This window comes from Methylobacterium iners (assembly GCF_022179305.1).
GTDB lineage: Bacteria > Pseudomonadota > Alphaproteobacteria > Rhizobiales > Beijerinckiaceae > Methylobacterium > Methylobacterium iners.
Genome location: NZ_BPQP01000027.1, coordinates 1 through 16,104 on the forward strand (window position 1 = coordinate 1; position 16,104 = coordinate 16,104).

General features: G+C 69.3%; 19 protein-coding genes. 6 read left to right on the top strand and 13 right to left on the bottom strand.

Annotated elements, in window-relative coordinates; all coding sequences use genetic code 11:
- Positions 1-33: 33 nt before the first annotated feature.
- Positions 34-837, bottom strand: coding sequence for a response regulator (locus tag MFF55_RS09000; protein ID WP_238243750.1), 804 nt, complete (start codon positions 835-837; stop codon positions 34-36).
- Between the two features lie 180 nt (positions 838-1,017).
- On the opposite strand from MFF55_RS09000, the gene MFF55_RS09005 reads away from it, so the two are divergent.
- The gene (locus tag MFF55_RS09005) at positions 1,018-1,230 is read left to right on the top strand and encodes a NepR family anti-sigma factor (protein WP_238243751.1); all 213 of its coding nucleotides are present in this window, start codon (positions 1,018-1,020) and stop codon (positions 1,228-1,230) included.
- 79 nt (positions 1,231-1,309) lie between these two features.
- Here the strand turns inward: MFF55_RS09005 and MFF55_RS09010 are convergent, their stop codons facing one another.
- Positions 1,310-1,486, bottom strand: coding sequence for a DUF1328 domain-containing protein (locus tag MFF55_RS09010; protein ID WP_017486158.1), 177 nt, complete (start codon positions 1,484-1,486; stop codon positions 1,310-1,312).
- A gap of 260 nt (positions 1,487-1,746) precedes the next feature.
- On the opposite strand from MFF55_RS09010, the gene MFF55_RS09015 reads away from it, so the two are divergent.
- Positions 1,747-1,905, top strand: a complete 159-nt coding sequence (locus MFF55_RS09015) for a hypothetical protein (RefSeq protein ID WP_238243752.1) — start codon at positions 1,747-1,749, stop codon at positions 1,903-1,905.
- A 21-nt stretch (positions 1,906-1,926) separates the two neighbouring features.
- On the opposite strand, the gene MFF55_RS09020 is transcribed toward MFF55_RS09015, so the two are convergent.
- Both MFF55_RS09020 and MFF55_RS09025 read right to left on the bottom strand, forming a co-directional pair.
- Positions 1,927-2,817 carry a DUF6662 family protein gene (locus MFF55_RS09020; protein WP_238243753.1) on the bottom strand — a complete coding sequence of 297 codons (891 nt, stop codon included), beginning with the start codon at positions 2,815-2,817 and terminating at the stop codon, positions 1,927-1,929.
- Between the two features lie 73 nt (positions 2,818-2,890).
- Complete coding sequence (locus MFF55_RS09025) at positions 2,891-4,237, bottom strand: Nramp family divalent metal transporter (RefSeq protein ID WP_283206720.1); 1,347 nt, start codon at positions 4,235-4,237, stop codon at positions 2,891-2,893.
- Between the two features lie 408 nt (positions 4,238-4,645).
- Here MFF55_RS09025 and MFF55_RS09030 point away from each other — a divergent pair, with 408 nt between their 5' ends.
- The 3 genes from MFF55_RS09030 (at position 4,646) to MFF55_RS09040 (ending at position 7,768) form a co-directional block, all read left to right on the top strand.
- Positions 4,646-5,614, top strand: a complete 969-nt coding sequence (locus MFF55_RS09030; RefSeq protein ID WP_238243754.1) for an AraC family transcriptional regulator — start codon at positions 4,646-4,648, stop codon at positions 5,612-5,614.
- Between the two features lie 155 nt (positions 5,615-5,769).
- Entirely contained in the window at positions 5,770-6,771 is a 1,002-nt protein-coding gene (locus MFF55_RS09035; protein ID WP_238243755.1) for a DUF2865 domain-containing protein, read from the top strand.
- Positions 6,772-6,838: 67 nt separating this feature from the next.
- On the top strand, positions 6,839-7,768 hold the full coding sequence (locus MFF55_RS09040) for an MBL fold metallo-hydrolase (RefSeq protein WP_238243756.1): 930 nt from the start codon (positions 6,839-6,841) through the stop codon (positions 7,766-7,768).
- A gap of 97 nt (positions 7,769-7,865) precedes the next feature.
- Here MFF55_RS09040 and MFF55_RS09045 read toward each other — a convergent pair whose 3' ends face one another.
- On the bottom strand, positions 7,866-8,246 hold the full coding sequence (locus MFF55_RS09045; protein WP_238243757.1) for a hypothetical protein: 381 nt from the start codon (positions 8,244-8,246) through the stop codon (positions 7,866-7,868).
- Between the two features lie 251 nt (positions 8,247-8,497).
- Between MFF55_RS09045 and MFF55_RS09050 the strand changes: the two genes are divergently transcribed.
- Positions 8,498-8,959 carry an adenylyl-sulfate kinase gene (locus tag MFF55_RS09050; RefSeq protein WP_238243758.1) on the top strand — a complete coding sequence of 154 codons (462 nt, stop codon included), beginning with the start codon at positions 8,498-8,500 and terminating at the stop codon, positions 8,957-8,959.
- A gap of 112 nt (positions 8,960-9,071) precedes the next feature.
- Here MFF55_RS09050 and pufC read toward each other — a convergent pair whose 3' ends face one another.
- The 8 genes from pufC to bchY form a co-directional block, all read right to left on the bottom strand.
- Positions 9,072-10,178 (bottom strand): photosynthetic reaction center cytochrome PufC, encoded by a 1,107-nt coding sequence (gene pufC / locus MFF55_RS09055; RefSeq protein ID WP_238243759.1) that lies wholly within the window; start codon positions 10,176-10,178, stop codon positions 9,072-9,074.
- Complete coding sequence (pufM, locus tag MFF55_RS09060) at positions 10,175-11,152, bottom strand: photosynthetic reaction center subunit M (protein ID WP_238243760.1); 978 nt, start codon at positions 11,150-11,152, stop codon at positions 10,175-10,177. Before pufM ends, pufC begins: the two co-directional genes overlap by 4 nt.
- Positions 11,153-11,170: 18 nt before the next feature.
- Positions 11,171-11,995, bottom strand: coding sequence for a photosynthetic reaction center subunit L (gene pufL / locus MFF55_RS09065; RefSeq protein ID WP_238243761.1), 825 nt, complete (start codon positions 11,993-11,995; stop codon positions 11,171-11,173).
- A gap of 213 nt (positions 11,996-12,208) precedes the next feature.
- On the bottom strand, positions 12,209-12,397 hold the full coding sequence (pufA, locus tag MFF55_RS09070; RefSeq protein WP_238243762.1) for a light-harvesting antenna LH1, alpha subunit: 189 nt from the start codon (positions 12,395-12,397) through the stop codon (positions 12,209-12,211).
- Positions 12,398-12,407: 10 nt separating this feature from the next.
- Positions 12,408-12,638: a light-harvesting antenna LH1, beta subunit gene (pufB, locus tag MFF55_RS09075; protein WP_238243763.1), complete on the bottom strand. Its 231-nt coding sequence runs from the start codon at positions 12,636-12,638 to the stop codon at positions 12,408-12,410.
- A 127-nt stretch (positions 12,639-12,765) separates the two neighbouring features.
- Entirely contained in the window at positions 12,766-12,987 is a 222-nt protein-coding gene (locus MFF55_RS09080) for a hypothetical protein (RefSeq protein WP_238243857.1), read from the bottom strand.
- A gap of 83 nt (positions 12,988-13,070) precedes the next feature.
- Positions 13,071-14,540, bottom strand: a complete 1,470-nt coding sequence (bchZ, locus tag MFF55_RS09085; RefSeq protein ID WP_238243764.1) for a chlorophyllide a reductase subunit Z — start codon at positions 14,538-14,540, stop codon at positions 13,071-13,073.
- A complete protein-coding gene (gene bchY, locus MFF55_RS09090; protein ID WP_238243765.1) occupies positions 14,540-16,102 on the bottom strand; it encodes a chlorophyllide a reductase subunit Y in 1,563 nt (520 codons plus the stop codon). The genes bchZ and bchY overlap by 1 nt, the downstream gene beginning before the upstream one ends.
- Positions 16,103-16,104 lie beyond the last annotated feature (2 nt).

The window sequence follows — 16,104 nt, forward strand, 5'->3', positions numbered from 1 at the left end:
GGGCCTTTCTCATGTCTGGGCCTTGGGCTGAAGTCAGGCTGACTTGGCCTCGCGGCGACGGGCGCTCTGCTGAAAGAACAGCGCCTGGCTGATCACGGCCGACACGTTGGCCGGCTGGAACGGCTTGGCGATGAGGAAGGCCGGCTCCGGCCGCTCGCCCGTCAGGAACCGCTCCGGATAGGCGGTGATGAAGATCACCGGCACCTCGAAGGTCTTCAGGAGATCGTTCACGGCATCGAGGCCCGACGAGCCGTCGGCGAGCTGGATGTCGGCGAGGATCAGCCCGGGCCGCGTTCCCTCGGAAGCGATCTTGACCGCCTCCGTCCGGGTGCGCGCCACGCCGATGACGTTGTGTCCGAGCCCCTCGACGAGGGCCTCGAGATCCATCGCGATCAGCGGCTCGTCCTCGATGATCAAGATGTCGGTGGCCATGTCGGCCGCCAATTCGCGACCCGCCTCGTCGACGAGGTCGCGCACCTGCGCGACGTCCACGTCGAGGATGATCGCCGCATCCTCCTCGGAGAAGCCCTCGAGGCAGGAGAGCAGGAAGGCTTGGCGCGGCAGGGGTGTGATCTGACCGAGGCGGACCTCCGCCGGCAGATCGTGCTGGACCTGCTCGCTGTGGCCGTTGACGGACAGCGAGTTCCAGATGCGGGTGAAGACCCGGAACAGATCCGCCTTGACGTTGCTGCTGCGGCCGAGGGTCTCGGGTTCGTTGACCAGCGTCTCGAGCGTCGCGGCGACGTAGGCGTCGCCCGCCACTTGACTGCCCGTCAGGGCGCGGGCGTAGCGGCGCAGGTAAGGAAGGTGCTGCACCACCAATTGAGCTGTCGACATCCGGTCCCCTTCGGCTTCGCCGTTCTTGCAAGACTTCCCGCGCTAACGCGGACGGTCCAGCTCCGTTCCCTTGAGCGCGGAACCGATCCCGTGCCGTAGCGTTGCTGCTGCAGCCATGACCTATGTCAAGCCGCAAAACAATCGCGGCGCTGCCGGCCGTCGGCAGCAGGGGATCGTTGAATGAACGATGACGGAAAGTCCGCCGGGTCCTCGCCAGGGGACCGCACGGCGGGTGTGTGCAGCGGCGCCCAGGGAACGGGACTGAGCGACCAGACCCAGAAGCGCATCGGACTGCATCTTCGAACGATGTACGACGCCATCGTCCAGCAGCCCGTTCCCGATCGTTTTCGCGACCTGATCGATCGGCTCGACGATTCCGACCGTCCCTCCTAGGCACCGAAGCGAGAGAGGCCGCCCGCCTGAGCGGAGCGGCCCCCTTGCTTGAGACGGGACGCGGGTCCCGGAACCGCCTCTAGAGCGTCGACGACCGGCCGCGCATCAGGCCGATGACGGCCGAGATGGCGAACAGGACGATCGCGACGAAGAAGACGAGCTTGGCGGCTTCCATCGCGGTTCCGGCGATGCCACCGAAGCCGAGCAGGGCGGCGACGAGCGCCACGACCAGGAATGTTACGGCCCAACCGAGCATGTGCTTGATCCTTCTCCAACGGCGCGACGTCTAGGCCGCGACCTCATGACACCATCAACGTCAAGTCCTCCGACAGGGTTCCTGGGGCTGCCACGCTTTCGTCACAGTTGGGTCACGAGTTGGGCAGGCACCGCCGCTGCGGCGGATCGCCGTGGCCCCTCGCGCTCAGCCTGAATGCTTGCCAGATTGGGTGTGCGGCGATGTCGGAACCCACCCGGCGGCGTCGCGTTCGTCCCCAGGCCCTGCTCGTGGATGACATCATGAGAGAAACCGCCTCCCCCTCCCCCGCGCGTCGCCTGATGAAGGCGGTCGCGGCCGTCGCCGAGGCGATCGCCCGGGAGGCCGGCCGGCTTCTCGAAGGGGCCGGTCCGGCGCCGCAGCCGGTTCCCGTCCGCGTGCGCTCCGGCCGGAGCCGCTGAACCACCGGCGATCGGCAGGGCTTAGAAGCTGTAGCCGATCCTGAGCCGCAGCTGGTGACGGTCGAAGGTCGTCAGGTCGAGGTCACCCCGCTCGCCGACCGCCCGTCCGTGGACTTGTCTACCCCAGGTGAAGGACAGCCAGGCACGCTCCGACAGGGCGGTGTAGAGCGTAGGCCCCAGATAGACCGCGTCGCCCGCGAAGTCTTCGAGCGCCAGCCCACCATAGGCTCGCACGTAACGGGCCTCTCCGCCCAGGAACAGGCCGGGTTGGATCTGGTAGGCCAGGGCCCCGGCGACTTCGAGGTTCGAGCCCTCCGCGGTTGCGCCGCCCGCATCGCTGCGGACTGAGGCCAGGCCGTAGCCGAGGTTGATCGCACCCACGACCAGTCCCGGGATCAGCTCGCGGTCGACCAGCAGGCCGAATTCGCTGCCGTAGCTGCGCACTCGTTGGCCGGTGCCGGCATCGATCCGTCCGAGGCTCGGCACGACGTTCAGCGTGAGGCCGAAAGGCGCCGCATCGCGCCGGAGCAGGCGGAAGCGCGCCTCGACGAAGGCGCCGCTGAAGGTGCCGACGGAGCGGTCGGCGAGGCCCGGCACGCCCCCGATGTCGTAGGCCGCGAAACTGATGCCCGGCGCGACGCGAAACCAGTCGGTCAGCGGCATCTTCAGCGCGAGGCCGCTGTCGAAGGCCCTGAAGCGGCCGCCGCGCTTGCCGACGCGGCTCGTGGTCTCGGATTCGAGCTCCCGCTCGCCCGGCACGCCGATATCCGACCCTTCCGTGAAGCCGAACAGGTGCTCGGTATCGATCCCGTGCGGCTCGGCCGAGGCCGGTCCCTGGCCGGCGACGGCGAGAAGGAGGCCGAGGAAGGCCGCAGACGCGGCGGGCCTGCCTATCCGGTTCGCACGCATCATGAAGACCTCCCTTCAAGGTATAGCAATTGGTATAATCATCGGCGCAACGGGGCCACGTCGCCGGCATGCGCCGTCAGCCGCCGAAGATCGTCTCGAACAGGAGCTTGAGGTTGAGCGCCACGATGATGCCGGTGATCGCCCAGGACAGAAGCTTCAGCCAGGTCGGGATGACGAGGCTGCCCATCTTGGAACGGTCCGAGACGAAGCGGACGAGCGGAATCACCGCGAAGGGAAGCTGCATCGAGAGCACGACCTGGCTCAGCACGAGGAGCTTGGCCGTGCCCGCGTCCCCGTAGAGCGCCGTCACGATCACGACCGGCACGATCGCGACGCTGCGCGTGATCAGCCGCCGTGCCCAGTCGGGGATGCGCAGGCGCAGGAAGCCTTCCATCACGATCTGGCCGGCCAGCGTCGCCGTCACCGTGGAGTTCAGGCCCGAGGCGAGCAGGGCCACGGCGAAGAGGGTCGAGGCGATGCCCACGCCCAGCAGCGGCGAGAGCAGCTCGTGGGCCTGCTCGATCTCGTTCACCTCGGTGCGGCCGCTCGCGTGGAAGACCGAGGCCGCCATGATCAAGATCGAGGCGTTGACGAAGAGCGCCAGCATCAGCGCGATCGTCGAATCCGTGACGGCGAAGCGCAGCGCGCCGCGCCGGCCCTCCTCCGTGCGGGGATAGTTCCGCGTCTGAACGATCGAGGAGTGGAGATAGAGATTGTGGGGCATCACGGTGGCCCCGATGATGCCGATGGCGATGTAGAGGGCGGCCGGGTTCGTCACGATCTCGGTCGAGGGGATGAACCCGGCGAGCACCGCCTGGACCGGCGGCGCGGCCAGCGCGATCTGGATGCCGAAGCAGACGAAGATCACGATGAGCAGCGCGATCACGAAGGCTTCGAGCGCCCGGAAGCCGCGCCGCAGCAGCAGCAGCACGAGGAACACGTCGAGCGCCGTGATCACGGCCCCGACCACGAGCGGGATGCCGAACAGCAGCTTGAGGGCGATGGCGGTGCCGATCACCTCGGCGAGGTCGCAGGCGATGATCGCCGCCTCGCAGATCAGCCAGAGGGCGAAGCCGACGGGCTTCGGATAGGCGTCCCGGCAGGCCTGGGCGAGGTCGCGTCCCGTCGCGATGCCGAGCCGGGCGGCGAGCGCCTGCAGCACGATCGCCATCAGGTTCGAGAGCAGGATGACCGCGAGCAGCGTGTAGCCGAACTGCGAGCCGCCGGCGATGTCGGTCGCCCAGTTGCCCGGGTCCATGTACCCGACCGAGACCATGTAGCCGGGGCCGATGAAGCCCATCAGGCGCCGGAGCCAGGTGCCGGTGGCCTGCACCGGCACGCTCCCGTTCAGGCGGCCGAGGCTCGGCTCGTCCTCATTTCCGCGGCTGAAGCGCCACGCCCGATCGTCCTGCAGCACGTCCACGACCCGTTTCACCCGTTGCAACGGCCGGGTTCATAGCAGGTGCTATAATCGAGATAAATGGCTAAGTTCGATCCGTGGTTGCCAGGGGTGCATGCCAGCCTGGACGGGTCCATGGTGATGCCATGGGGAAAGGGTCAGAGATTGCCGCTCCATCGTCCCAAGCGAGTCTCGTCGCGGCAAGGCGGCACGGGTAGTAAATCGCGGTCATGGTCTGACCCCGCCGCCCTCCCGCGCTGATGTCGGATGCATTCATAATTTCGATAGTAAGTATTTGGCTGCATAAAAATTGGGATGGCCTGTGGTTTGGATATCGTTTTTCACAAAGACTGCTGATAGCTTGGGTTTGGCCGTCGCGGGGCTGCAGGAAACCTTCAGGATGAATCGCGCCGGCCGGGATCAGGACGCAAGGTGAGGCAAGCTTCCGATTTTTCGCAGATGATCGTCGACGGCACGCGGCAGGACGCCGACCAGATCGCCGAGTCGCTCAGCCGCTGGTACGTGCCGGTCGATGTCGTGCCCCTCGCCGGGGTTCCGCGCCTGCGCCTTCGCGCGGCCTGCGGTGCCCTGCCGGGCATCAGGTTCAGCCGCAGCGAGATCGTCGACGGCCTGCGCATCCTGCCCCGCGTGGCCTTCGATGCCGTCGGCTTCGTCCTGCCCACTTCCGGGCGCCTAGAGGTGAGCGGGACCCGTGAACCCGCCTCGGCCGGTCCGAACGAGGTGCTCGCGGTCGACGGCACCGGCTGCCAAGCCCTGTGCTACTCGCCCGATTTCCGGACGCGCAGCATCGCGATCGATCGCGGGGTGCTGGCCCGGCGCCTGGCCGCCCTCATCGACCGCCCGATCTCGCGGGAGATCGAGTTCGCGCCGCGGATCGGGGCCCAGGCCATACGCTATGGCGCCCTGTCGACCCTTCTCGCCTGCGTGACGGACGAGACCTTCGGCAAGTCGCTCGGGCACTCGCCCTTCACGGCGGCGCGGATGCCGGCCGTGCTGATCGACTTCATCCTGGAGACTTGGCCGCACACCTACTCGCGGGAATTTGAACGCGAGCCGCCCCTGATCGCGCCGCGCTACGTGAAGGCGGCGGTCGACTTCATCGAGGCGCATCCGCAGGCCCCCGCCCCCGCCACGGACATTGCCGGATTCGCTGGAGTCAGCCTGCGGGCGCTGCAATACGGTTTTCGCCGCTTCGTCGGCCTCTCCATCACCGAGTATCAGAGGCGTGTCCGGCTGCAGCGGTCCCGTGCGAAGCTCCTGACGAGCGCCGATTCCATCGAGGCGGTGGCGCGCCGGTGGGGGTTCTCGAATGCCGGCCGCTTCAGCCATCACTTCAAGGCCGCCTTCGGCCTGTTCCCCTCCGAGCTGACCCGCGACTGACCCCCGGGCCGATCCTGCCGGGCTCTCGGTGGTTTTGCCCCGTTGCCTCGCCCTGGGCGCTGCGCTCTAACCGGACCGGCCGCGCAGGCTCGGCGGGCAGACCCTCTCCGGGGGGCGGCGCCAGGCCCGGCGATCGGGAGGACGGAGGCTTGGGAATGGTCTGGACGCGCTTGGTTCCCTCCCGCGCACGCCGGCAGATGATCGCGACGGCGCTCGCCGGCCTGGCCCTCGGCCTCGGCGGCGTGACGGCGGGAACGAGCCTGGTCCAGGCCTCCGAGCGCGGCGGTCTCCTCGGATTCTTCGAGGAGCTCTTCCGGGGTCCGCCCCCGGCGGCGCCCCAGCCCCGCATTCAGGCGCAGCAGCCGCGGCGCTACGCGTCGCTGCCGGATGCCCGCCGCATCGCCGCCCCGCGTACCGCCTCCTACACGCCGCGGCCGCGGGTGGAGCTTGCAAGCGAGGCTCGGCCGCGGTTGCGCCGGCCCAGCCGAGCGTCCTCCGCCCCGGCCAGCGCGGCCCTGGCCACCACGGCGCTCGGGGCCCGCACCGTCTGCGTGCGCGCCTGCGACGGCTACCTGTTCCCCTTGGGGCAGCTGCGCTCCCGCAAGGACCTTCCCGTCCACGAGGCGGCCTGCGCCGCCGCCTGCCCGAACACGCCGACCGCCCTGTTCACGCTCGCCGGCAACCAGAGCGACCTCGACCGGGCCGTCGGCCTCGACGGCAAGCCCTACCGGTCCCTGCCGTCGGCGAACCTCTTCCGGACGACGCGGGTCGCCCATTGCGGCTGCCAGCCGGAGGGGGGCGTGCTGCCGCCCCTGCCGCTCGCGCGCGACCTCACGCTGCGCACCGGCGACGTCGTCACCACCGCCGAGAGTGCGCGCGTCGTGACCCGGATGCGCAGCGGCGGCTTCACGATCGTGGATTTCCGCGAGGCCAAGGGGCTCTCCCGCCGGACCCACCAGGAGATCGACCGCAAGATCGACGTGATCCGCCGCGAGGCCGAGGCCCGGTCCTTCCGTCAGGCCCTGCGCGCGGCCGATCGCGGCCCGCGTACCCGTGTCGCGCAGATCGGCGGATTCGAGACGCTCGCGCCGCCGATCGAGGTCGAGCCTTCCTTCGCGACGGTGCGGGTGGTGGTGCCTTCGCCCTTCAAGCTCTGAGCCGCCCGCGATTGTCACGCCCCACCCGATCGCGTAGGCGCGTCCCTCCGATGGGGCCGGACCGGGCATGACCAACACCAGCGCCGGGACCGATCCGGTCTTCGACGGGACGATGCCGGCGAGCGGCGAGACCCGGCAGGTGTCGCCGCTGATCCGGAGGCGGGTCTGCGGCAATGCCGGGCCCTTCACCGCCAGCGGCACCTGCTCCTACGTGGTCGGCTCCGGCGAGGTCGCGATCCTCGATCCGGGACCGGCCGATCCGGACCACATCGCCGCCCTGATAGACGCCATCGCCGGCGAGCGCCTCGCCGCGATCGTCGTGACCCACACCCACCGGGATCATTCGCCGGGAGCCAGATTGCTGCGCGAGCGCACGGGCGCGCCGATCGTCGGCTGCGGCCCGCACCGGGCGGCCCGCGGCCTCGCCGAGGGCGAGCTCCGCCTCGATGCCGGCGCCGATCCGGACCACGACCCCGACCGGATCATGGTGGAGGGGGACGTCCTCGCCGGATCGGGCTGGACCCTGCGCGCCATCGAAACGCCGGGCCACACCATGAACCACCTCGCCTTCGCGCTGCCGGAGGACGCGGCCCTGTTCTCGGGCGACCATGTCATGGCCTGGTCGACGACGGTCGTCGCCCCGCCCGACGGCTCGATGCGCGCCTACATGGCCTCGCTCGATCGCCTCCGCGACCGCGACGAGGCGGTGTTCTGGCCCGGGCACGGCGGTCCCGTCCGCGAGCCGCGCCGGTTCGTGCGCGCGCTCGGTGGCCATCGCCGCCAGCGCGAAGCCGCGATCCGGGCGCGGATCGAGGGCGGCGACCGCGACATCCGGACGATCGTCGGCGCCATCTACCAGGGCCTGAACCCGGCCCTGACCGGCGCCGCCGCCCTTTCGGTCTTCGCCCATCTCGAGGATCTGGTGGAGCGCGGGATCATCGTCAGCGACGGGCCGCCCCGGCTCGACGGGCGCTACGCACCCGGGCCGGCGGCCTGAGGCCTCCAAGAGAAGCCGGCTTCGCGAGGCCGTCATCCGACGGCAAGGAGCGGGGACCTCGCGCGGCGGCCCCGAACGCGCCGTCAGCTCAGGAGACTCAGAACTTGCCGCCGACGCCCATGCCGCCGCTCGCGCCCATCTGCGGCCCGAGGGTGCTGCCGCCGCCCCTCGCGCCGCCCTCCCCGGCGCCCTCCAACTCCTCGCGCCGGATGCGCCGCTCCTGCGGAGTGCTCGCCCGGCCCTGCCCTGCGGCCGCGCTCTTGGGCAGATCGAGGCGGCGGGTCGGTGCCGTCTGGAGGGGAACGCCGTCCGGGTCGACCTCGGCGGCGCGCGCCTTGCCCGGGATCGCGCCGCGCATCGAGGGCGGCGGCCCGACCTCGCTCTCCGGCATCACCCCCGTGCTCCCGCCGAGAGCCTGGCAACCGCCGAGGGAAAGGGCGATCAGCGCCGCGGCGCAAGCGTTCGACGGACGGGGCATCGGCGCACTCCTCAGGCACATGCCGCGCCCGGACGAAACCGGTCCGGACGTGACTTCTTCGTTGCCGTTTCTCTACGATGCGCGGCCGATGAAAACCAGACGCCGCTTCTCGGGCGCGGGGTGGGATCCATCCTGGCCCCTTACGGAACCAAGCCGGCGCGATACGTTTGCCTGCAGGGGCGCCCCTAGGCCAGATGTGATGCGGCGGTTATACGCCCTCCATGCCGAGCGGTGGAGGAAGCGGATTCACGATGAGCGGGTCGCTGCGGAAGATCCTGGTCATGGGGCTCCCCGGCGCGGGAAAGACCACCCTCTCGACCCTCCTGGCCGAGCGCCTGAACGCCGTGCATTTCAACGCCGATGCGGTTCGCGAGAACATCAACCGCGACCTCGGCTTCGCGCCCGCCGATCGGATCGAGCAGGCCCGGCGGATGGGCTGGCTCTGCGACAGGGTCGCGGTCACCGGCACCTTCGTCATCGCCGATTTCGTCTGTCCGACGGCCGAAACCCGGGCGGCGTTCACGGCCGGCGGCGAGGCCTTCGTCGTGTTCGTCGACCGCATCCCGGCCGGTCGCTTCGCCGATACCAACAGGCTCTTCGAGGCGCCCGAGCGGCATCACCTGCGCGTCACGCCGGAGGGAGATCCGACGCATTGGGCGGACGTCACCGAGGCTGCGATCCGCGGCCTTCCGGTGCCTGGTTCTCCCAGGTGAGCCGGCGCTGAGAGCCCGCTTGGCCCCTCGGCGCCGCGATGGGCTTGCTACGAGACAAGGCAAGGCCCGGGAGCCGCTGCCGGCTCCCGGGCCTCGAGGTTCGTTGGCCGTGCTATTGCGGTGCCGCGGGCGGCGTCGCCGGTGTGGGAGCCGCCGGCGCAGCGGGTGCGGGGGCCGCCGGCGCGGCGGTGTTCGACGCGAGCTCCGGATAGGCGTCGATCACGTTGGCACCGTTCAGCGGCTTGTTCACGCCGTTGTGGCAGGTCGTGCAGTTCACTTTCGCCACGTCGCCCAGCACGCCGAGGCGGTGGGGCGGGAAGGTCGAGGTCAGCGGCTCCATGAAGTTGCCGTTGATGTCCCGGACCATCCGGATGCCGTGCCAGGCCGTGGTGCGCCTCGGGGTGCTCTCCGACCAGTCGGCGATGGCCCGCGTGTTGTGGCAGTAGGTGCAGTTGACGCCTAAGCCCTGCGACATGTGGATCATCAAGCCGAAGGTCTTCTCGGCCTGCTGGATCGGCTTGCCGGGCGCCGTCGGCAGGGCCGTGGTCGCGTTCACGCGGATCGCGTTGTTGTCGATGGCCTTGTCCGCGAGGTACTCGGTGAAGGTGTCGTACGGAAGCGAGGACAGCCCCACCGATTTCGCGGCGATGTTCTGTCCGTTGTTGCGCGGCCGGAAGCCCGACATGGCACTCGGCCCCGGATCGGTGAACCAGATGTTCTGCGGCACGGGATTGCCGCGGTGGCAGGTGTAGCAGGTCACCCCGGCGCCGCCGACGTGGTTGCCCTTCCAGTCAGCGTTGATGTGCTGGGTCATCTGCAGCATCCGCCGGGCGACATGCTTCTGATACATGCTGTCGTCGGCCATGTTCTCGACGTTGTGGCAATAGGCGCAGCCCTGCTCGGGCGAGACCCATTCCGTGATCGAGACCATCAGGCGGTTGAACTGCTCCGTGGAGATGTTCTGGAGCACTTGGACGTTCTGATAGGTCTGGCCGGCCCGCTCCCCGCCCGTATCGACGGGGTCGGCGGGCGCCGGGGCCACGTTGGCGGCCTTGACCTCGGCCGCAGCCTCCCGGTTCTCGACCTGGCCCATCGCGGTGCCGCGGAAGCCGTTCTGGCTCGAGACGAGGGGCGGGTGGGTCCAGCCCGCCGTCCCAAACATCGCGATGGTGAGGAAGAGGGCGGCGACGGCGCCCGCGACGGCGAGCAGGGTCTTCATGGGGTGCCTCCCGGTGCGCTCAGGGGATCGACGATGGTCGGAAAGACCTGCGGATAGGGCGGCGCGACGCCGTGCTTGACCGCCCACAGGTACCAGTTGTCGACGACGGTGCCGGTGAGAAGGATGCCGATGCCGCCGGTGAGGGTGGTCAGGACCGCGAACCACCATTGCCAGCGGTGCACGGATTCCATCGTGGCGTTCCAGCCCATGGTCCAGCGCCAGAACAGGGCGGCGCGCTCGGTGGCGGTGCCGCGGTTGACGATCTGGTCGATCTCACGCTCGCCGCCGTAGCGGCCGACCGCGAGGATTGTGGCGCCATGCATCGCGAAGAGCAGCGTCGACCCGTAGAGGAAGACGATCGAGAGCATGTGGAACGGGTTGTAGAAGAGGTTGCCGTAGCGCAGCGAGAAGGCGGCGGTCCAGTCCAGGTGCGGGAAGATGCCGAAGGGCACCGCCTCGCTCCAGGAGCCCATCAGGATCGGCCGGATGAAGCCGAGGACGAGGTAGAGCCAGATCGCGGAGGCGAAGGCCCAGGGCACGTGCATCCCCATGCCGAGCGCCTTGGCGCGCCGATAGAGCCGGACCCACCAGAGCAGGATCGAGACGGTGAGGAAGAAGCCGGCGATCAGCCACCAGCCGCCCTCTTCGAGGGGAGGCAGGATCTTCAGCCCGTATTGGGGCCGGGGCGGTTCGAGGGCGAGCCAGGGCAGTTGGCGCACGAACTGGACCGGATCCCAGTTCACCGAGGCCCACATGTTGAGCCCGATGATCTCGAAGGCGATCAGCCCGCAGACGAAGGACAGGATGCCGAGATAGCCGCCGTAGATCGGGCCGACCTGCGAGTTGCCGAACAGGCCGATCAGGTAGCTGTTGAAGGGCCGGCCCCAGCGGCGGTCGACGGCGACGGGGACGCCGAACTCGGGTTCGACCGGGCGGACCTGCACCTGCGTGAGGATGTTCTGATAATACGCCATGGCGTGACAGGTCCCTCTTTAGCGCCAGACCGGGAGATTGAGCCACCAGCCCCACCATTCCGGCCAGCCTTGGGTCCAGAACGGTCCGCTGATGATGATGCACACCGCGCTCCAGAAGCCCGCCGAAAGGGCCAGGAACAGGCCGAGGCGGTGGATGCCGAGCGTGCCGATCGAGTAGCCGATGGAGTCGCGGAAGAAGGTGTCCTCGTGCTCGGGCGTCTTCACGACCTCGCCCTTGCCGGGATTGGTCGAGGACAGGATCAGCGAGCCGTGGAGCGCCAGCGCCAGCGTCGTCGTGAAGAAGAACGTCACGCCGAGCATGTGCGCCGGGTTGTAGTGGAAGTGCAGGTACTGGTAGCCGGTGTTCGAGACCCAATCGAGATGGGAGAGGATGCCGTAGGGGAATCCGTGCCCCCAGGCGCCCATCAGGAAGGGCCGGATCACCACCAGCGCCACGTAGGCGAAGATCGCCACGCCGAAGGCCACGGGCACGTGGTAGCCCATGCCGAGCTTGCGGCAGATCTCGACCTCGCGCAGCGCCCAGGAGACGAAGGCCCCGATGGCGCAGAAGGTGATGATCTGCCAGAGGCCGCCCTCCTTGAGCGGCGCCAGCGCCAGCCCGTACTTGAGGTCCGGCGGCGCGATGTTGATCTGCCAGATGTTCCAGGTCGGGCCGAGCGCCGCGCCGTAGATGATCAGCGCGGTGCCGAGCACCGAGAAGAAGATCGTCGTGACCCCGAAGAAGCCGACGTAGAACGGGCCGACCCAGAAATCGAACAGGTCGCCGCCGATCAGCGTGCCGCCGCGAACCCGATATTTTCGCTCGAAACTCAGCATCGCCATCGCGAAACCCTCCCGGCCTCACCTGCTCACGGTGTTGTTTGGTGCCGCGGACGGGCCCCGACCCAAGTCGGAGGCTCATCCGCGGACAATCGCGGGTTCCCTCTCTCGGAAGGAGAGGGACGGGGTGAGGTGTGTGACATCCTCGGAGCGGCCACGCCCCTCACCCCAGCCCTCTCCCCTTCGGAGAGGGAGCCCCGGCGTGCTCCGCCCTCGTCAGGCGGGCATCGTCGGCAGCACGAGGGACTGCGCATCCGCAGCCCTGGGTGCCTTCGGGCCTTCCAGCCAGTTGAACCGTTCGGTGCTGAGCAGGATGAAGTGGATCAGCAGCGCCAGGACGAACAGGAAGGTGAAGAGCGCCACGAGGGTGCGGCGCGGATCGAAGAGAAGCCAAACCTTATGCATGGTGTCCTCCTCAGGAGATCATGGAGACGAGGCCGTGGGCGGCACTCGTCACGCTGTCGAGGGCGGCGTAGCCCTTGGGTCCCGGCAGCCAGGGGCGCCACAACCAGACGAGGATGTGCGCGACCACGGCGATCGCCGTGAAGATGATGAAGCTCGTCAGGAAGATCGCGTGGAACTCCTTCGCTTCAGGCTCCGTCAGCCCGGATAGGCTGCTCGGTTTCTCGACTATTCCATTGGCCATCGATCGAACCTCCGCTTTGACTGGCCGCGCGATTCAGGCGCAGCGGGTATCGTCGGGACCGCGAGCGGCCCGACGGATCTTCTCCCCATTCGACCGGGCGCGCGGGCCGTGGACGGCCCGGCGCGCGTCAGCCCATGAAGGCGAAGGGAATGGCCTGGACCGCCATGGCCTTCGCCTCCGCGAAGACCGAGCGGCGCTGCACCGGCAGCGGGCGCGCGCTCGCCGCGGGCGCCAGGCGCTGGGCGATGGCGGCCACCAGGAAGAACGGGTAGGTCGCGGCCAGGATGACCCGGAACTGGATCTCGTCCTGATGCTGCCGAGAGGAGGTCGCGCTGAGCGTGCGGGGCATGGCGTGGGTCTCCATGTGGCGAACCGCGGAGTGCGGCTGGGCCGAGGGCGAGGTGAAGGCGTGGCGCGGGGCGGCTGAGGCGGTCATGCGGCGACCCCGAGCTTGAGAGCGTCATGGGCGCGGGCGACATGGACCTCGCCGACCTCCGGGGCGCCCTGGGTGCGGGCGCCGCGCTCGGCGGCGTCGCGCAGGCGCTTGGCCATCGAGATGCGCACCAGAACCGGCTGGCGCTCGACGAGGTCGTCGAGCAGCGTGCGGGCGTCGTCGTCCCAGGCGAGCTCGCGATGGAGCCGGGCCGGCGTCGCCTCGACGGCCGCATCCATGTCGCGGGCCAGCGGCAGGATGTGGAAGAGCATGTCGAAGAGGGCGTTGCAGACCTCCTGGATGAGGTAGGTCGCCCCGGAGAAGCCCATGAACGGCGTCCCGGTGTGGCGCCGGATGATGGCGCCGGGGAACGAGGCCGGCACGAACACCGCCCGGCATCCGGCTTCGGCCGCGTACATGCGTTCGTTGAAGGAGCCGAACAGGACGAGCGGCGGGTTCTTGGCGATCATTTCGCGGACCGCCGCATTGTCGGTCTTCGCTCCGGCAAGGCGCGAGATCGCGAAGTTGCAGGGCAGGCCCATCTCGTCTTCGAGGAAGCGCCGGACGCCGCGGGCATAGGTCTCCGAGGCGACGATGCCGAAGCTCGCGGTGCCGAAGAAATCCTGCGTCACCGAGCGCCACAGGTCCCAGACCGGCTTGATCGTCGTGTGCTTCTCGCGCTCGATGAAGGGCTCGGGGTCGAGCCCCAGGATCTCGCCGAGCTTGCGCAGGAACTTGGTGGTGGCGTGGATGCCGATCGGCGCCTGCAGGTAGGGGCGTTCCAGGCTCTCGCAGAGGAGCCGCCCGAACTCGCGGTAGAGGCAGATATTGGCATCCGCGTTCACGAGCTTGGGCACGTCGGCGAGGTGGGATCCCAGCGGAAAGGCCAGGTTCACCTCGGCGCCGATGCCCTCGACGAGGCGGCGGATCTCGGCGAGGTCGGACGGCATGTTGAAGGTGCCGTAGGCCGGGCCGATGATGTTCACCCGGGGCTTCACGCCCTCCTTGCGCTCGGGCCGGGCCGGGATGCCCTTCTTGGCGAATTTCCTCGCCCCGTATTCCTGCCAGAGCCAGGACATGGCCCGGTCGGCCGTCTGCCACTGGTCCTCGTCGATGGTGCGGGGCAGGAAGCGCTGGAGGTTGGTGCCCTCCGGCGTCACGCCGCCGCCGATCATCTCAGCGATGGAGCCGGTCACGACGACGCTCGGCATGCCCGGATCGAGGGTCGCATGCGCCCGCTTCATCGCGGCCTCGGTGCCGTGGCGGCCGAGCTCTTCCTCGGCGAGGCCCGTGACGACGATCGGGAGTTCGTGGGGCGGCAGCGCGTCGGTGTAGTGCAGCACCGAGGTGACGGGCAGGTTCTCGCAGCCGACGGGACCGTCGATGACGACCTGCAGGCCCTTGATGGCGGTGAAGACGTAGACGGCGCCCCAGTAGCCGCCGGCCCGGTCGTGATCGAGGACGAGCATCAGGCCATCTCCCCGATCGGATTGTGAGCGGGCTTGGCCCGAGTGGCCGAGGCGACGTTCTGGCGGAGCTGCGGGACCTCCTCCCAAATGCCGGCGGCGTAGCCCTCGCCGACGCCCGCGAAGAAATCGCGCATGGCGTCGAAGCGATGCTGGTTGCCGAGGGCGGCGTTGATCACCTTGGCGAGCGAGCCCGCGCCGGCCACGCCCATCAGCGGGCGGGCGGAGATGAGGTTCGTGAAGTAGAGGGCGGGAATGGCCAGTGCCTTCGCCTTCTGGACGACGGGCGTGGTCCCGATCGCAAGGGCCGGCCGGTACTCGTGCATGGCGGCGAGGTCGTCTTCCAGCGAGGCGCGGTAGCGGACCTGGACGCCGTGGGCCTCGAGCCAGTCGCGGTCCGCCTCGGAATAGGGCGTCCTCGGACAGGCGGTGCCGACGTAGCGGAGGTCCGCGCCGCTCTCGACGAGGAGGCGCCCGACCAGAAGCTCGGAGCCCTCGTAGCCCGAGAGCGTGATGCGGCCCTTGATCGGAGTCGCGGCGAGCGCGCCCCTGATCATCGGCAGGAACCGGTTCTTGGCGGCCTCGACGGTCGCGCGCGGCACGGCGCAGGTCTCGCCAATCCGGTCGAGCCAATCGGCGGTGCCGTCGTGACCCACCGGCGCCGAGCCGACGATGGGCCGGCCGGCGGCCTCGAACTCGCGCATCGAGGCGGTGTAGAAGGGATGGATCGCCGCCACCGCGGCGCAGTCGAGGGCGGCGTAGAGTTCGCGCCATTCGCGGGTCGGCACCACGGGGCCGGCAGCGAGGCCGAGGGGCTCGAGCATGGCGCCGATCACGACCGGGTCGGCCGGGAACATTTCGCCGAGCAGCGTCACCGTCGGGCGCTCGGAGCGGCCGGTGCGGGGCGCCTGGACGGGCCCCTGCTCGGCTTCCGTGCGAGCGAACTTCAGCATCGCGCCGGCGAGCACGTCCTTGGCCTCGGCATGGGTCGGCACGCCGAAGCCCGGCACGTCGATCCCGATGATGCGCACGCCGTCGATCTCCTTCGGGAGAAGGCGCAGCGGCACGCCTGAGGCGGTGGGCACGCAGAGATTGATGATGACGACGGCGTCGTAATCGGCGGGCTTGGCCGTCTCGCACACCGCTTCGCGAATGTCCTCGAACAGCTTGCCCGTGACCAGCGTCTCGGAATTGAAGGGCACGTAGCCGACCGTCCGCTTCGCGCCGTAGAAGTGCGAGGTGAAGGTGAGCCCGTAGACGCAGCAGGCGCTGCCCGAGAGGATCGTCGCCGTGCGGCGCATGCGCAGGCCGACGCGCAGCGAGCCGAAGGCCGGGCACATGCTCTGGGGCTGGTCGTGGGGACCCTGCGGGTAGTCCTTGGCGTATTGCGCCAGGGTCTCGCTCATGCCGGCGGCGTTGGCCGCAGCCTTCATCGCATCCTTGCCGGCGTGGCAGCCGAGCCCGTCGGACGTCGCCGCGGCGAGGTTCACCGGTTCGGCGGCGAGCGTCGAGGCCGGGCGCTCCTTGCGGGCGCGGAGATCGGCGATGTCGAGGGTGACGGCCATGT

Excerpts from the sequence above, each read along its gene's own strand:
- MFF55_RS09000 (WP_238243750.1), bottom strand. The coding sequence starts at position 837 with ATGTCGACAGCTCAATTGGTGGTGCAGCACCTTCCTTACCTGCGCCGC.
- MFF55_RS09005 (WP_238243751.1), top strand. The coding sequence starts at position 1,018 with ATGAACGATGACGGAAAGTCCGCCGGGTCCTCGCCAGGGGACCGCACG.
- MFF55_RS09010 (WP_017486158.1), bottom strand. The coding sequence starts at position 1,486 with ATGCTCGGTTGGGCCGTAACATTCCTGGTCGTGGCGCTCGTCGCCGCC.
- MFF55_RS09015 (WP_238243752.1), top strand. The coding sequence starts at position 1,747 with ATGAGAGAAACCGCCTCCCCCTCCCCCGCGCGTCGCCTGATGAAGGCG.
- MFF55_RS09020 (WP_238243753.1), bottom strand. The coding sequence starts at position 2,817 with ATGATGCGTGCGAACCGGATAGGCAGGCCCGCCGCGTCTGCGGCCTTC.
- MFF55_RS09035 (WP_238243755.1), top strand. The coding sequence starts at position 5,770 with ATGGTCTGGACGCGCTTGGTTCCCTCCCGCGCACGCCGGCAGATGATC.
- MFF55_RS09040 (WP_238243756.1), top strand. The coding sequence starts at position 6,839 with ATGACCAACACCAGCGCCGGGACCGATCCGGTCTTCGACGGGACGATG.
- MFF55_RS09045 (WP_238243757.1), bottom strand. The coding sequence starts at position 8,246 with ATGCCCCGTCCGTCGAACGCTTGCGCCGCGGCGCTGATCGCCCTTTCC.
- MFF55_RS09050 (WP_238243758.1), top strand. The coding sequence starts at position 8,498 with ATGAGCGGGTCGCTGCGGAAGATCCTGGTCATGGGGCTCCCCGGCGCG.
- pufC (WP_238243759.1), bottom strand. The coding sequence starts at position 10,178 with ATGAAGACCCTGCTCGCCGTCGCGGGCGCCGTCGCCGCCCTCTTCCTC.
- pufM (WP_238243760.1), bottom strand. The coding sequence starts at position 11,152 with ATGGCGTATTATCAGAACATCCTCACGCAGGTGCAGGTCCGCCCGGTC.
- pufL (WP_238243761.1), bottom strand. The coding sequence starts at position 11,995 with ATGGCGATGCTGAGTTTCGAGCGAAAATATCGGGTTCGCGGCGGCACG.
- pufA (WP_238243762.1), bottom strand. The coding sequence starts at position 12,397 with ATGCATAAGGTTTGGCTTCTCTTCGATCCGCGCCGCACCCTCGTGGCG.
- pufB (WP_238243763.1), bottom strand. The coding sequence starts at position 12,638 with ATGGCCAATGGAATAGTCGAGAAACCGAGCAGCCTATCCGGGCTGACG.
- MFF55_RS09080 (WP_238243857.1), bottom strand. The coding sequence starts at position 12,987 with ATGCCCCGCACGCTCAGCGCGACCTCCTCTCGGCAGCATCAGGACGAG.
- bchZ (WP_238243764.1), bottom strand. The coding sequence starts at position 14,540 with ATGCTCGTCCTCGATCACGACCGGGCCGGCGGCTACTGGGGCGCCGTC.
- bchY (WP_238243765.1), bottom strand. The coding sequence starts at position 16,102 with ATGGCCGTCACCCTCGACATCGCCGATCTCCGCGCCCGCAAGGAGCGC.